We start from the raw sequence: 15336 nt of genomic DNA, 5'->3' as shown, positions 1-15336 counted from the left end.
TAAATGATAAATCAAGAAAAACTAATTAAACAAGTTACGGATTATTCAGAAACAATTTCACTTTCTTCAAAAAAATCTACTGCATTATTTCGTAATGTATTCATTGATACACTAACAAATACGGTTAAAGTACAAAATGATTCAGATATATTCATTGCTACAGGAGATATTCCTGCCATGTGGCTCAGAGATTCGACATTTCAGATACTACCTTATCTTTCACTAACAGATAAGATTCCAGAAATAACATATCTCATCCATGGCGTTATTAATCAACAACTTGCCTATATTAAACATGATCCTTATGCAAATGCATTTAACGAAACTAGTTCTGGTGCACACTACACAGTTGATAAATCAAATATTCCAATATCTGATCTCGTTTGGGAGAGAAAATTTGAAATTGATTCATTATGCGCCCCTATCCATTTGGCATCAGAACTTTATCAAAAATCTGGATATTCAAAACATTTAGACAGTAACTTTTGGCAAACTGTAAAGTTAATTGTGGATACCTTTATTACGGAACAACATCATGAAACTTCCGATTATATTTTTAATCGTTCTAATGGTCCCTCAACAGACACATTGAGTCATGGTGGTAAAGGTGCACCAATTGGGTATACAGGTATGGTTTGGAGTGGTTTCCGCCCAAGTGATGATGCCTGCTTATATGGTTATCATATTCCAGGTAATTGCTATATCATTTGTGTCCTAGATGAGTTGCTTACCTTATCTAAAACACAACCAGCTCCAGTCGAGCTACTTAAAAGAATAAGTCGTCTCCGATCTGAAGTTGAATCTGGAATTGAAAATTTTGGAATCGTATCAGCTCCAAATTCTAATGAAACTATTTTTGCCTATGAGGTTGATGGCTTAGGTAATATCAATTTAATGGACGATGCTAACGTACCTAGTCTATTATCTCTCCCATTTATTGGTTATATTTCACCTGATGACTCTATCTACCAAAAAACGCGTAAATTTATTCTGAGTGATCAAAATCCCTATTATTACTCGGGAAAATATTTAAAAGGGATTGGCAGTCCTCATACACCAAAGGAATATATTTGGCCGATTTCGTTAGCGATGGAGGGATTAACATCAAATAATCCGGAAATTATGCAAAATAATTTAGATATCATTAGTCAAACCGATGATGACACATTACAATGTCATGAAGGAATTAACGTTAATGACCCAAGTCAATTTACTAGAGACTGGTTTTCTTGGGCAAATATGACTTACTGTCAACTTGCTTTACGATATCTGAATATTTAATAATATAGTTAATTTAGAGTAGAGAAATCTACTCTTTTTTTAGGCTTATAACTAATTCAAATCAAAAAAATATTATCATTGAGTATGATAATATTTTTTAAGTATCTCTATTAATTCTTGTTCAACGCCAAGTACATCACTATCCGTCCCTAATCCAGTGATAATATATGTCTCCAGTGCTGAATTCAAATAATTTTTGCTCATAAAATTTGTAATAACTAAATCATAATTCTTAGTAGACTCGTAAACATCTATGTTGACTCGTAAATTAATATTTAATTCCCGACTGGCGTACATCATAAACATTTCCTTAACGCGCTCCTCAGTATTTAAATCCACACCTACCGTTAATAATTTTTCTTTTGCCAATAAACGCGCATTAAAAATTGACATAATCGTCTTGATAAATGAGTCACCATACCTTGAATAAAAGGCATACCATTCGGGATCGCCCTTCGATTCTTCAATCATTGCACTCATGGCATTTTTTACATTTTTAAGAACTAACTCATTATCTTTTCTAAGGCGATAATCTTCCATCATATCTGTACTAGCAGATTTTAAAACGCCGTGAAATAAAAAGGCTTCTGTACAAATTGGATATAAAGACTCACTTAAATCGCCTCCAGCAACCTGAATACCTAAGCTATTCTCAAAGCCATTTTCTAAAAATTCAACAGCTTGTTGCAATTTATTATTATTTTTACGATTAACGGCCACGAAATCATGGGCAACAAAGGTGCTCCATGGTACTGGCACAAAAGCCGTGGTCCAAGCGTAAAGTAGTGCACTTTCAAAATGAATATCAACTTTATGCTTAAACTCTTTAACAATTTCGCCAAATTCTTCTTCAACGCTATCGAACAAAGAATTATTTTTTATCATGTCTTCTAAAACAACTGAAATACTACGATTATCTTGATCGTTAACCATCATTCGTTGACTTGTTACTTTTAACCAAAGCTTTACTCTAACTAAACTACTATCATTCACATTAAAATCAAAATATTCCTCAAACCGTTGGATGACTGCCATAATAATGCCATTTTCACTTGATTGTTCGAATTTAAAATCAATTCCTAAAAACAATGAATAATAAAAAAAGCGAATTTGACTTTCGTTACCTAACATCACACCATGAGAAATTTTCACATGAAATTCTTCTAAAAGAGAATTTAATCGCTTAATCCTTCTAAAAATAGAAGCCTCACTGACATTTAATTTAGTATCTAGATTCTCAACTTTTGCATTACCTTTAGTATAAAAGGCCATTAAAATCTGATAATTTATCGATTTTTTTATATACCGATAAATCGTTTGATTAAAATTCATTTCGCCTTTACCTAATAATTGGACGTTATTTTTTGTAATAATCATGTAGGGTTCATCCCCGGAATTTAAATCTTTATCCAATTGTTGTAAAGCAACTTTTACAGCCGTTTCAGAAACATTTAATTGCTCACGTAATCGTTTTCTTGATAAACCAGTTTCGTTCAAAGCTAATATTTAAATAATTTCGCAAATTAGCCATTCTTGTTTATCGAGAATGTTTTTCTTGTACAAATGCTTACCTCCGAGTATTTCCAATCATTAACATAAATATTTTTTTGAGTTAAATTTTTATCCCCAATACCATACTTAAAAAATAACTTATTCCCCAGAATTATTATCCTCTTTATGTTAACATTTAACCTATTTCATGTCATTTTTTATTCTAATTTCTCTCCAAATACTAACGATATCTTATCTATCATTTAACTTGACATCTAAGTTAAATTAATTCAATTTCCTACTAAAATAACCCTTAACCAGGAAAGTTTCTTGGTTAAGATCTATTATTTGAAGATGACGATCTACCATGGACAATTCTAATTTATTACTATCCAATTTAAAGTTATCGAAAAATTTAAAACCTAAAATAATTGAAATTAATTTAACTAAAGAATACAAAGACAGAAAAATTGTGCATTCTATAAAAAAATAACATAATCCATTATTAATCATTATCATTTATAATTGAATAATTCTAAGAATTGATTTTGATAATTTCTCACGTTTCTCATCTGTTAACGTACTAAAATATTGTAATAATTCTAAAGTAGGTATATCCGAAAACTGTTGCCTACTAAAGAAGTCTGACAATTCCAATTCTAGCGCACTGGCAATATCAGATAATTTATTAATACTGATATTAGCAACGTCCCCTCGTTCAATTCTAGAAATCAAACTAATAGAAACGTTAGACTTTTCAGCAAGCTGCTCAATTGTTAGACTAAGTGCCTTACGTTTTTTTCGAATTAACTGACTTATCGTTTTAACCATTAACTTTCTCCAATCACGAATCTTATTTTACAATAAGTGAAATCAAAGAAAGCTTAAAGATTTTTAAAAACGTTAATTTTAGCAAAAAGCATATTATTATACTTGTTATCATTATAATAAGAATTATATAAACCATATTTAAGTGATCTAAATTTGATTTTTACTAGCATATGAAATGGTACCATATTACTCAAAAGTGCTGCCTAAATCTAGTAATTAAAATAATTGTTACAAAAAAAGTTATCAACTTAATGATAACTTTTCATTTTGTTTATAATTAATCGTTTAAGTTATAACGTAATTTCATTTGTTCGGAACCAGATATAACCATTTCACCTAACAATTGTGTTTGACGTTTTAATGATTCTGTAGCTAACTTATTATTCATTTCTTCTAAAAATGCTGTGATATTTGCTTGTGAACTAACTGCCTTATCAGCAACATTTTGAATTTCATGGTAAGCACTCATTGCTTCAAGTTCAAATGTATTTCGCATATCTACGTAGAAGTCATAATTCGTATCGCCCAACAATGCAGTTGTACAACTGAGCCAATACATATTATTTAAATCAAATTCACCTGTCGCATTTTTATATGATTCTGGTGTGTCATTAACGTTCGCATAGAATGGCACAATTGTATTAAACGTATTTGCACCATAAGCTAACCAGTGAATCCCAGCAATCTCATCAGGTACATCATTACGAACTTGTAATAAATGTACATTATGATTACGGTTAATCCCAATTGGACGGAATCGTGTTTTAATATCTTCTGGCGCACTACCATAAGGATCGTATTCCGTATTTTCAAAATGTGCACTCAAAACAAATTTAACATCTTCAATTGAAATTTTACGATTTGCATGACAAATGAAAGGTAAGTCTTGATCCATTGGATCTTGAATAATTTCAGGATTGAAATATTGTTGACCGTACCATGTACGGGGATTATTGTAGACCGTATCTTTAATTGATGCACTACCAAAGATATGACGTAAATTGTAACCCTCAAAATCAGGATTTAACTTATTATTATCAATTAAGACTTTTAAATCTTCAGAACAAAGTGTGTCTTCTGAATCAAAATCAAACATATCAATATTTCGACGGTTAGGTGCAACAACATAAGCGTCATCCGGAATACGAACAGCTGCCCAATGATGGCCACCGATTGTTTCAAGCCACCAAACACTATCATTATCGGAAAATGCGATACCATTTGGTTCATATGTGCCATGTGTTAAGAGTAAATCGCCTAAACGTTCAACCCCTTCTTTAGCACTATGAATATATGGTAAGACGAGCGTTACAAGATCTTCTTCACCAATTCCACCAGCAGCATAAGGATCAAGCCCTTGAATACGTGGATTACTTGTAATTGTTTCTGTAGCAGACATCGTTACATTATCACTATTGATACCCGCTGCAGGCCAAATTCCGTTTGTTAAAAGTGAGTTTGGAATTGAGGTATAACGCATTGGATTATCTGGTAATTCTACCTTTACACCACTAATAACAGATTGATAATTACGTGGTTGATCTTCAGGTTGTACAACAACAAAACGTTGTGGATCTAAAGCTTCATGCCCATCATCATTTCGAGAAATCATTGTTGAACCGTCGATTGAAGCATTTTTACCAACTAAAATTGATGTACAAGAACCTTGAACTCTTTTTGTCATTTTCCACACACTCCTTATTGATTTTATACTAATAGTATAGCGGTTTTAGCGGTAAATTAAAAGCAGTCTTAACCCCATTTTTGGCGTTAAGACTGGCTCTACAATTTCGTTGACTAAAACTAATTGAAAGCGGTGAAAGGTATGTCCCATACCTGTATTATACAAAATTTGCGCAAGACCTATAATTTGAATAATTTTGTCATAAAGATATTAAAATCATATGAAAAGGAAAATGATATTGACTGTGACGCTACGGTACATCATATACTGACGGTAGTATACATTTTAAATAACAAAAATTATTGATGAATTTAACTGTCCTAGTTGTTTATTCACCTATCTTTGCGTAAATATTTAGGACGTATGGCTACCAACCTTATAAATAACAGAATACTCTGGTGAAAACATGAATTTATCTGAATTAGTACTATACGCCAAGGAAAAATATAATATTATCGAACAATACAAATGGCCTAAATTCCCTAGTTTTTCGGTGTTGGTAGATCCCAGCACAAATAAATGGGTGGCTGTTTTGATGCGTCAAAAAAACGCTACTTCTGGTGATAATATCGAGCGTTGTGACATCAAATACGCACAGGAAATACCAACTGATATTTTACCGTCTTACCTTTCGTCACCTTTTCGAATGCGCGGTCCGAAGTGGTTAGGCGTCCATTTTGACGACAGCACAGACCCAGATGTTATATATCGTATTTTTGATAATGCACTTGAAAAGAACGAACAAAGCGGTAATACGATTGTTCTAAACGCCGAACCTGAACCTATACAACAGCAACAATACCACGCGGTTCCTCTGACGTTTAAGGGAATGACTTCTGATGTCAAAGAAAATAAAATTCCTGAAAAAATGATAAAAATGAGCCAACTCTATGCTTACGGTGATAACTCTTTCAAGCAAAAATGCCGGAATTTTTATGTCCAAGGACAATTTATGGCCGACTACGAAGATGTTTTCTCCTACAATGTCGACATACACCGCTACTTTACAACCTACCATGATCTTGGTTTGAAACAATTACGCGGCTATTTTAGTTGGCGAACAAACATCCGAAAAGGCATTTATAAAAAAATCACGACCTCACTTGCATACCTATATTTGTATGAGTTGGTTAATGGCATAGGCACATCATCCGTGATAGACAGCCTACAAAAAATAAAAGCATTTGAAATCAATTATCTGGACTCCGGTATTGGAGATAATCGTATACGCTTAAACAGCCATAAATGGTTGTTTGAACTAGCAGTAATAAATGGTATAGAACCAGACACGACGTATCAGTACGCTGATACCGAAAAATTACAAAGAGATAATGCAATCATGATTTTAGGTGATCCAGAAAAGCATGAAGACAAAGCAGTATTTGATGCGCTTTGTCTTTTTGGAAGACATAAAATTTTGGCATCAGCTGTCCTTAAAAAACATGAAAAACACGGCACACAGTTATTCGCTCAAGTGTGGCGAACAGCTATAAAAATGGATAATAACTTATTTTCTGCGTGCTTTGGCACAATACATTCTCATCTTTGGTACCCTCTAGGCAACGCCGTATATTACCAAGTAACGCCACAACAGCCACTTATATACAAGTTGAATGATATCCGAAAATATACCTACAAAGATAATGCGTGGTACGAACAGAGTTACCAAAAATTTAACTTTCATCAAGAAAAGTTAGATGGTCTTTTGCGTGAAACAGATCGTATGTTACGACTTTATTTAAAAACTGGTTATCCTTTAAAAGCACGAGATGCAGAAACCTGGGCAGCACCGTACGTTAAAACTGTCATTGCAGCTGACCGTGATTCTCGTTTGAAAGCAGATAAGCCTAAGGTTACCATTCAATTTTCAAATTTAGATAAAATTAGAAGCGATGCGTTTGAAACACGAGACAGTTTGTTAACTGACGAAGAAAAAGATACTTCTGAAAACGTATTACCAAAGCATAATAACATATTGCCATCCACTGAACAGACTGGCCTCGAAAAAATACCTGTTATTGATTCAGAGCCTACGCTGTCACTAAGCAAGACCCAGTTAGAATTATTAAGCTTATTAGTTCGAGGCGAATCTGTCACAGACATGATCCGTGATATGCATGGCATGCCTGAAGTGATTACCGACACGTTAAATGAAACGCTTTTTGATGACATCGGCGACTCAGCTCTACAATGTGACGGCGATACCATCTTTCTTATTGAAGACTATCGGGACGATTTAATTGAAATAATTAGGAGAAATATGAAATGACAAAACAAACTCAAAAAGTACCAAAGCGCATTGCACAAACAGTATTAAATTCCTTAAAGGGTGGTGTTGTCCCTAGAATTGGACTACCTTACGTTACGGTGGGTAGAAAAAATGAAATTCAGGCACTTTTACACGATGTCGATATCATATCAGAAGGCGGTGCATCTTTTCGCTTCGTTGTTGGTAGATATGGCTCAGGTAAAAGTTTTCTGATGCAAACGATTCGTAATTACGTGATGAACAGTGGCTTTATTGTTGTCGATGCAGATTTATCACCAGAACGACGTCTTCAAGGATCAAAAGGTCAAGGTCTTGCAACCTATCGCGAATTAATTAGTAATCTATCTACAAAAACAAAACCTGAAGGTGGTGCACTTAACTTAATTTTGGATCGTTGGATTAGCAGCGTTCAAACAAAAGCAGCCAGCGACAGTGGCCTAACCCCAGGTGATCCTCGGTTGACTGCGATGGTAGATCAAAATATTTACACAGTCACTTCCTCAGTCAGTGAACTTGTATACGGCTTTGAATTTGCTAAATTACTTTCTTCCTATTATCATGCCTATGTCAACGCCGACGATGAACTGAAAGCAAAAGTCATCCGCTGGTTCCGTGGGGAATATGCTTTAAAACGTGAAGCCAAAAAGGACTTAGATATTAATATTATTATTACAGATGATAATTGGTATGAATATTTAAAACTTTTCGCTGCTTTCTTTAGATTAGCTGGTTATTCTGGCATGCTAATTATGATTGACGAGCTGGTAAATATCTATAAGATTCCAAATAGTATCACGCGTCAATATAATTATGAAAAACTGTTAACGATGTACAATGACACACTGCAAGGTAAAGCTAAATATCTTGGTATCATCATGGGAACTACTCCACAAGCTATAGAAGATAAACGTCGCGGTGTTTATAGTTATGAGGCCCTGCGTTCTCGTCTAGCTGAAGGTAAGTTTTCAAAACCAGGCGCTAGAGATTTGTTGGCCCCGGTCATCAAGTTAGAACCATTAACAGCTGAAGAGATGCTAATTCTATGTGAAAAGTTGGCTATTATGCATGCAGATCTCTATAGTTATGAAAAAAAGATGACAGACGATAACCTCGCCACCTTTATCCGAATTGAATATGAACGCATCGGAGCAGATTTAAATATTACCCCACGCGAGATTATCCGTGATTTCATTGAGGTATTAGACATTTTATATCAAAATCCAAATCTATCCATTGACACAATATTTGATTCTGATGAGTTTTCTTATGCCAAATCAGAGGCTGTTTCTAACAAAGTGGCTGACAATTTTTCTGAATTTACAATTTGAGAGGTATTCACATGGATATATATAACCGATATGCGCCTTTTATTCAAGACTACATTTACCGGTCTGGCTGGCGAACCCTGCGCGCTGTTCAAAATGCGGCCGGAGATGCCATTTTTAACACAGATAAGAATGTTCTTTTAACGGCATCTACTGCTTCTGGGAAAACGGAAGCTGCTTTTTTCCCTATTCTAAGCCTACTTGATGAACAACCATCAAGCTCAGTTGGAGTACTGTATATTGCCCCCTTAAAGGCTTTGATCAATGACCAATTTGGTCGATTAAATGAGCTTTGTGAAGAAGCTGATATTCCAGTCACACGTTGGCATGGGGATGCCCCTCGAAGTCAAAAGCAAAAATTACTACGCAAACCAGCCGGTATTTTACAAATTACACCGGAGTCCTTAGAGGCTTTGATGATAAACAAGTCTATGGAAATCCCTGCCCTTTTTGGTGATTTACGCTTTATTGTCATTGATGAGATACATTCACTTTTACGTTCGGATCGTGGTGGACAAACCTTTTCGCTAATTGAACGCCTCTGTCGACTATCGGGCAGTAATCCAAGACGAATAGGATTATCAGCTACAATCGGAAATCCAAAAGCAGCGGGTAAATTTCTTGCCGCAGGTAGTGGCAGAGAAACTATCATCCCAAAGTTTGACGGTGGAAAAGAAGTATGGCGACTGTCAATCGAACACTTTTTTAATTCAGAACCACAAGCTAACGAGACGATAAATAGCGTGATAACAGCCCCACCTACCTCTGCTTTAGAACCTGCCACAGATAAAGCTCCAAAGGCAGCAAATCCAGGTATAGGCTATATTTTTGAACATACACGTGGCAAAAAATGCCTCATTTTTACTAACTCGCGAGAAGAGTGTGAATTAGTCTGTCAAAATTTACGGCAGTACTGTGAAGTCAACAACGAACCGGATCGTTTTCTTATTCATCACGGAAACCTTTCAACAGCCTATCGAGAAAGTGCTGAAGAAGCCATGAAAGATGCTGATTCTCTCATGAGCGTCTGTGCCACCGCAACACTAGAACTTGGTATCGACATTGGTAGACTAGAACGCGCCTTTCAGCTAGATGCACCATTTACGGTTTCCGGATTTTTACAGCGTATGGGCAGAACCGGCAGAAGAGGTGACCCTTCTGAAATGTGGTTTGTTATGCGCGAAGACCACCCAGAAGCTCGTGCTATGCTACCAGATTTGGTGCCCTGGTACCTTATTCAGGGTATCGCTCTCGTACAATTATATATCGAAGAACGTTTTGTAGAACCACCCAAAACAGACAAATTGCCTTTTTCCCTGCTTTATCACCAAACAATGAGTACATTGGCATCATCTGGCGAAATGACACTTGCTGAACTTGCTTCACGCGTCCTAACGCTTTCTGCTTTTCATCGAATTAATCAAGAGGACTTCGGAACTTTACTGCGTCATCTGATCACAATCGATCATATCAATCGTACCGAAAATGGCGGTGTAATTGTTGGTCTTGCTGGTGAACGTATTGTTAACAACTACAAATTTTATGGGGTCTTTCAAGAAAACATCGAATATACAGTCCGTGCAGGATCAGAAGAGTTAGGTACAATTGTCAAGCCACCACCAGTCAGTGACAAGATTGCCATAGCAGGACGTGTATGGGTTGTCGATGAAGTTGATCACAAACGTCGTGAGGTATACTGTACGCTCGTTAAAGGTAACAAACCAGCCTACTTTGGAGATGTCGCTGGGGATATTCACACCAGAATCCTAGAACGTATGCACGATGTCCTTGCAGAGCAAAAAGACTATTCCTACTTAATGCCACAAGCTAGAGGCCGTCTAGCAGAAGCCAGAGAAACGTTTAAAAAGGCAGAAATGGCTAATCGTCCACTGGTTCATCTTGGTGGCAAAATGTGGGCATTGTTTCCATGGCTTGGCAGTTACGCGTTCCTTGCGCTTGAGCGGTTTCTGAAAATCCGTTGTGGTAAACGTCTTGGGTTGAAAGGCATGAATTCATCACGACCATATTACCTACAATTTACCATGTCTGTCAGTGAAGCAGAATTTTATAAAATCGTAGCAGAAGAAGCAGCTACCGATTTTGATCCTTTGGCATTGGTATATGAAAAAGAAGTGCCTGTTTTTGAAAAATATGATGAATATGTACCAGAAGAATTAATTCGTAAAGGATTTGCAAACGGTATCTTAGATCTCAAAGGAATGCAAAATCGCGTGCTTAGTTGGCAAAAACATCTCTAAACAGAGATTCTAAAGTATCAATGTGATAATAAACTAATTAGTTATCTACTTCAACAACGCTACTAAATCATCCGGCACATGACGTGGTCCTCTGATAGAGGTCGCGCCATGTTTTTTTAATTTCTCTAAGGTAAATGCTTGCTCATCATACGTTGTTATCAAATGTAAATGCATCATATACTTCATCGAAATATGCTTATCATGATGCGGATAAGCATCCTTGGCTTTGACAACTAAACATTTATAAATGATCGCTTAAATTGGCGCCGTAACAGACACACAAACAACATCATTTTCTTTAATATATATGTATAAAAAAGAAGGCTCGCATTACGAGCCTTCTTTTTTTGAAAACTTGAAAGTTTCCGAGACTATTCAAATTAAGTTCATCACATTTTTCCTAGTACTAATCATGTCTAATCGCACTGTTCAAATTCTTATGATTAAAAAAATAGATACTAAAAGCTACTGGAACAATTAAAATCATAACTGGAAAAAGTAATTTTATTGGTAAAATATTTGTAATAATGCCACCTAGAATTGGTCCTAAAGACATTCCTATGTCACTCCCCAAATAGTAAGTTGCAGTAGCCAGCCCCTGTTCTTGCAAAGGCGCTAATAATAGAGCTGTAGACTGGCAAACAGAAACCATTGTTCCAAACCCAATGGCCATCAAAGCCGCAGCTAACGCCATCTCTAAATTGTTATGCATTATGGTTAAGAAAAAAAGATAGCCCACAGTCACAATCATACAGATATAAAACCAAACACCAAAGGGAATACTGTCAAAATAGTTTTTTAATAAAATTCGACTAAAAATCAAAACAATTGAATAAATTACAAAAAATAAGCTAACAGTAATATTTAGATTACTTGCTCGAACATACATTACAATGTCAGCCTGGACCGCAAAATATGGAATAGAAATTAAAGCAAAAATTGATGCAACTGGTAATGCACTTCGTTGAATCAGCTTAAAATGTGTCGCTTCCTTACGAACGAAAGATGGCATGGCTCGATTATCAATAAACTGAATTGTGATTACCACGGCAATCGCACTGACAGCGGCCAAAAGAAAAATCATTTTATACCCTACTTTTTGATATATCTCAAGTGACAAAACTGGGGCAACTGCCATAGAAAGAGCGTTTACCAACCCATAATACCCCATCGCCGCACCAACACGTTGGCGCGGCACCAAGAAAGCCAACCAGGTTGCCAAGCATACAGTGCATAAGACAAAACCAACCCCATTAATGACTCTAAAAAAGAATAACCAAGCAGTATTAAAAGAAAACATATATCCAAAATCACTAATGGCACATAGAATACCACCAATAAATGTTAACCCATATTTTGATATTTTATCGGTAAGATTTCCAGCAATAGGTCTTAAAAATAATGAAGTAATACTCATAATACCAACAATTAAACCTGCTAGAGTACTAGTAATACCTAAATGTGTAACATAGCCACTGATTAACGGATTTACCGACTGAATACTAAATTGATAGAAAAAAGTGGCTATCATTACATAAATAACGTCTTTAGAAATAAATGTTTTTCGGTCCAAGTCCTTGTATCTCCCTTTATTCGTTCTAAGTCCAAGAAAATCCTCAAATGTTTCACAATAATATATAGTTTTCTCCACCAATTATTCAGAAATGCAAAATCTATAATTAATCCGAACAAAATTTAAAAGGTCAAAAAATTATGTCTTGCTATCAAAAACAATCACCGCTAGTTTTAGCTTTCGGTCGTCTGCGGAAGCGAGAAGCCAACACATCTTTAAACTGTTGTCATACTTGTTATCTCCAAAAAACACCAATTTGAGTCAGCTAGCCAACAATGAATTGACCTCCACTTTTTGCTATAAACTATTAAGGACGGTCTATTCCTTTAAATATTTCAAGAATATCCAAACTATGTTCTGTAGCATTATAAGGCATGTTTCCAATTCCTTTAGCACTTATTTTATCTACTTTAACAGCGTCCCAAGTAAGATCGGAATGACCTTCCGCCATATCTAATAACGTGTCTTTAATATAATTGTCCCGATCAATTTGTTCTTGACTGGCATTAGGGCTAATCTGTCCAACAATGCCGTACATCTCTGTTCCATGGACAGCGACTTCCGCTCCTTTGACAGGTGCAACAACTAACACATGTGATGTTCCACCTGCATTAGCATGAGCCACTGCTCCACGAATTTGAGGTAATGTAAAGGATAAATGCGTTAATAATAATCCCCTTACCTCTACAGGCTTCAAAGTATCATCAGCAAAGGAATTGATTACTTGCTGGGCTCTAGATAAAGGAATACGCATACTGTGGGCAAATTGCTCTGTAAGCCTGTCAAGGGTCACTGGATCAAAATCTTTTGTCCGATTTAAGACCCAATAAAAAGTTTCTTCTGTGGTACTACTAAATAGAATATCTACATCTTTGTGTTTCCCAGATTCAAGAACATGCATCGGGTGATCAGCTATAACCCCATTTATTAGTTGACTATCGTCAGTAACAGCTATCACATCATTGTCAATGCCATGTGGAGTACCCGGATCAGGTGATTGAGTTGCATTCATTGCTTCAGCTAATTCATAAGCATCGACCTGTAATAAGTGCTCTGGATTATTAACACAGTCAAAATGTTTTAACACTTTTAGAGCACGCTCTTGCGCCACCCATTGAGGCACTAATCGAGAAGGCATACCAGAAAAAGCTGCTAAATGATGATAAAGATTGTCAGCACTAGGCGCTGATAATAGTTCTAATGATGAAAAAGCACCTGCACTATGTCCCGTAACTGTGACATTATTAGCATCACCGCCAAAATAAGCAATATTTTTTTGAATCCATTTAAGAGCCGTTATTATATCTTTAAGACCAAGGTTAGTTGCATCTTTTAATTTACCACCATACTGTGCTAGTGATAACCAACCAAACGGTCCAAGGCGATAATTAATAGAAACGCCTATCACACGACCAGTACTAGCTAGTCCTGATACGTCAGAAACTGCTTGTGTATTTGATCCTAACACCCAGCCACCACCAAAAATATAAACAACAACTGGTAATGGTTCCTCCCCCATGTCTTCAGGGGCCCAAATATTAAGGTTTAGACAATCTTCGCTAAGTCCGCTAACGGCTCCCAGCCAACTTGTATCGCCAGCCTGCAAAGGTGCTGGTCCATACTTAACATACTGCTTTGTTTCATCAAAAGGAACCAACTCTGGTTCAGCAAATCTTTCAGCTTTGGCATAGGGAACGCCTAACCAACTGTGTACTTTATGTGTCGTCATTTCTATCTACTCCAATTTAAATTATTTATGTTATCTGACTGATTATTCCGATTTGTATTAATAATTATTCTTGTAAAACTTTTTCGCAACATCAAGGTCAATGCGAAGCAAACTCTATTTTGTCGGCATTCTTTTGTAAATCACTAATTGTGTATATTTTGTGCCTTCAAAATAGTTAAGAGAACTGTTTCAGTATATCGTGAATAAAGGTTAACTTCACCTTTTTAAACAATACTTTTAGCTTTACCAAAATCCATATCCATTGGTCGAATAAATGACCAAGTTGAGTGGATTACTTTCCAGCCATCTTCTTCTTTTTGATAAACTTCAATACAATTGTATTGCATATCAATCAACGTCGTTTTTGCATATAGTTGATATGTTAAAACAGCCATATCATCGACTGCTTGCACTCGTGGATATTCAAAATCGTAACTGTCAGCAAATAGTTTTCCTTCAACATTAGCTAAAACTGATTCTTTTATGTCTTCATAACTATCAACACGTCTTTTAACAGCACCGTCAAAATACGAAAACTGTTTTTGTGACCAAATATTTAGGTAACCCGAAGTGTCCCCTTTGAACCACTTATCCAACGCACCCTTTTCTAGTGCAATAATCTCTTCATTTAATTTGTTATTTGTATTAATCATTTTTTCTCCTTATTTATAAATTGGTCAGATTTCATGCCATAGCGATGTGCCTCTTGAATATCTCCCAGTTTGAATACCTTTTCAAGGTCTCTACTGAACCCCCCATCATGATAAAAACCTGCTGATCTTTTTTTAATTGACTTTTTTTGAAGTGGCATAAGCTTCATCAACAGCCTCAATAATTAGTACTTGCGGTATATTATCAACATAGACTATCTCGTTACGTCACAGTCAACCAAAAA

At 35.8% G+C, this 15336-nt stretch carries 11 protein-coding genes; 4 read left to right on the top strand and 7 right to left on the bottom strand.

Translation table 11 applies throughout. The features are described from left to right. The first annotated feature begins 3 nt into the window (after window positions 1-3). Window positions 4-1281, top strand: coding sequence for a glycoside hydrolase family 125 protein (locus AC1RPJ_RS01580; protein ID WP_481760885.1), 1278 nt, complete (start codon window positions 4-6; stop codon window positions 1279-1281). Window positions 1282-1356: 75 nt separating this feature from the next. Here AC1RPJ_RS01580 and AC1RPJ_RS01575 read toward each other — a convergent pair whose 3' ends face one another. From AC1RPJ_RS01575 to AC1RPJ_RS01565, 3 genes are all read right to left on the bottom strand, one after another. Continuing rightward, a complete protein-coding gene (locus tag AC1RPJ_RS01575; RefSeq protein WP_481760886.1) occupies window positions 1357-2778 on the bottom strand; it encodes an AcpB/EbpR/MafR family transcriptional regulator in 1422 nt (473 codons plus the stop codon). 513 nt (window positions 2779-3291) lie between these two features. Then, window positions 3292-3603: a helix-turn-helix domain-containing protein gene (locus tag AC1RPJ_RS01570; protein ID WP_481760887.1), complete on the bottom strand. Its 312-nt coding sequence runs from the start codon at window positions 3601-3603 to the stop codon at window positions 3292-3294. A 277-nt stretch (window positions 3604-3880) separates the two neighbouring features. Beyond that, complete coding sequence (locus AC1RPJ_RS01565; protein WP_481760888.1) at window positions 3881-5287, bottom strand: C69 family dipeptidase; 1407 nt, start codon at window positions 5285-5287, stop codon at window positions 3881-3883. A 406-nt stretch (window positions 5288-5693) separates the two neighbouring features. On the opposite strand from AC1RPJ_RS01565, the gene AC1RPJ_RS01560 reads away from it, so the two are divergent. From AC1RPJ_RS01560 to AC1RPJ_RS01550, 3 genes are read left to right on the top strand one after another with little or no spacing between them, the layout of a single operon-like run. Next, entirely contained in the window at window positions 5694-7556 is a 1863-nt protein-coding gene (locus AC1RPJ_RS01560; RefSeq protein WP_481760889.1) for a TerB N-terminal domain-containing protein, read from the top strand. Further along, window positions 7553-8884, top strand: a complete 1332-nt coding sequence (locus tag AC1RPJ_RS01555) for an ATP-binding protein (protein ID WP_481760890.1) — start codon at window positions 7553-7555, stop codon at window positions 8882-8884. Before AC1RPJ_RS01560 ends, AC1RPJ_RS01555 begins: the two co-directional genes overlap by 4 nt. Window positions 8885-8895: 11 nt before the next feature. Further along, window positions 8896-11139 carry a DEAD/DEAH box helicase gene (locus tag AC1RPJ_RS01550; protein WP_481760891.1) on the top strand — a complete coding sequence of 748 codons (2244 nt, stop codon included), beginning with the start codon at window positions 8896-8898 and terminating at the stop codon, window positions 11137-11139. A gap of 406 nt (window positions 11140-11545) precedes the next feature. Here the strand turns inward: AC1RPJ_RS01550 and AC1RPJ_RS01545 are convergent, their stop codons facing one another. From AC1RPJ_RS01545 to AC1RPJ_RS01530, 4 genes are all read right to left on the bottom strand, one after another. Further along, on the bottom strand, window positions 11546-12670 hold the full coding sequence (locus AC1RPJ_RS01545) for an MFS transporter (RefSeq protein WP_481761137.1): 1125 nt from the start codon (window positions 12668-12670) through the stop codon (window positions 11546-11548). A 349-nt stretch (window positions 12671-13019) separates the two neighbouring features. Beyond that, a complete protein-coding gene (locus tag AC1RPJ_RS01540; RefSeq protein WP_481760892.1) occupies window positions 13020-14441 on the bottom strand; it encodes a carboxylesterase family protein in 1422 nt (473 codons plus the stop codon). Window positions 14442-14665: 224 nt separating this feature from the next. Next, entirely contained in the window at window positions 14666-15094 is a 429-nt protein-coding gene (locus AC1RPJ_RS01535; RefSeq protein ID WP_481760893.1) for a nuclear transport factor 2 family protein, read from the bottom strand. Beyond that, window positions 15091-15261, bottom strand: a complete 171-nt coding sequence (locus AC1RPJ_RS01530) for a hypothetical protein (protein ID WP_481760894.1) — start codon at window positions 15259-15261, stop codon at window positions 15091-15093. The genes AC1RPJ_RS01535 and AC1RPJ_RS01530 overlap by 4 nt, the downstream gene beginning before the upstream one ends. Between the last annotated feature and the right edge of the window lie 75 nt (window positions 15262-15336).

This window comes from Dellaglioa sp. CoH-57-MRSF-17 (assembly GCF_056782015.1).
The sequence above is the reverse complement of the archived record's forward strand: the minus strand, read 5'-3'. Positions and strand labels throughout refer to the sequence as shown.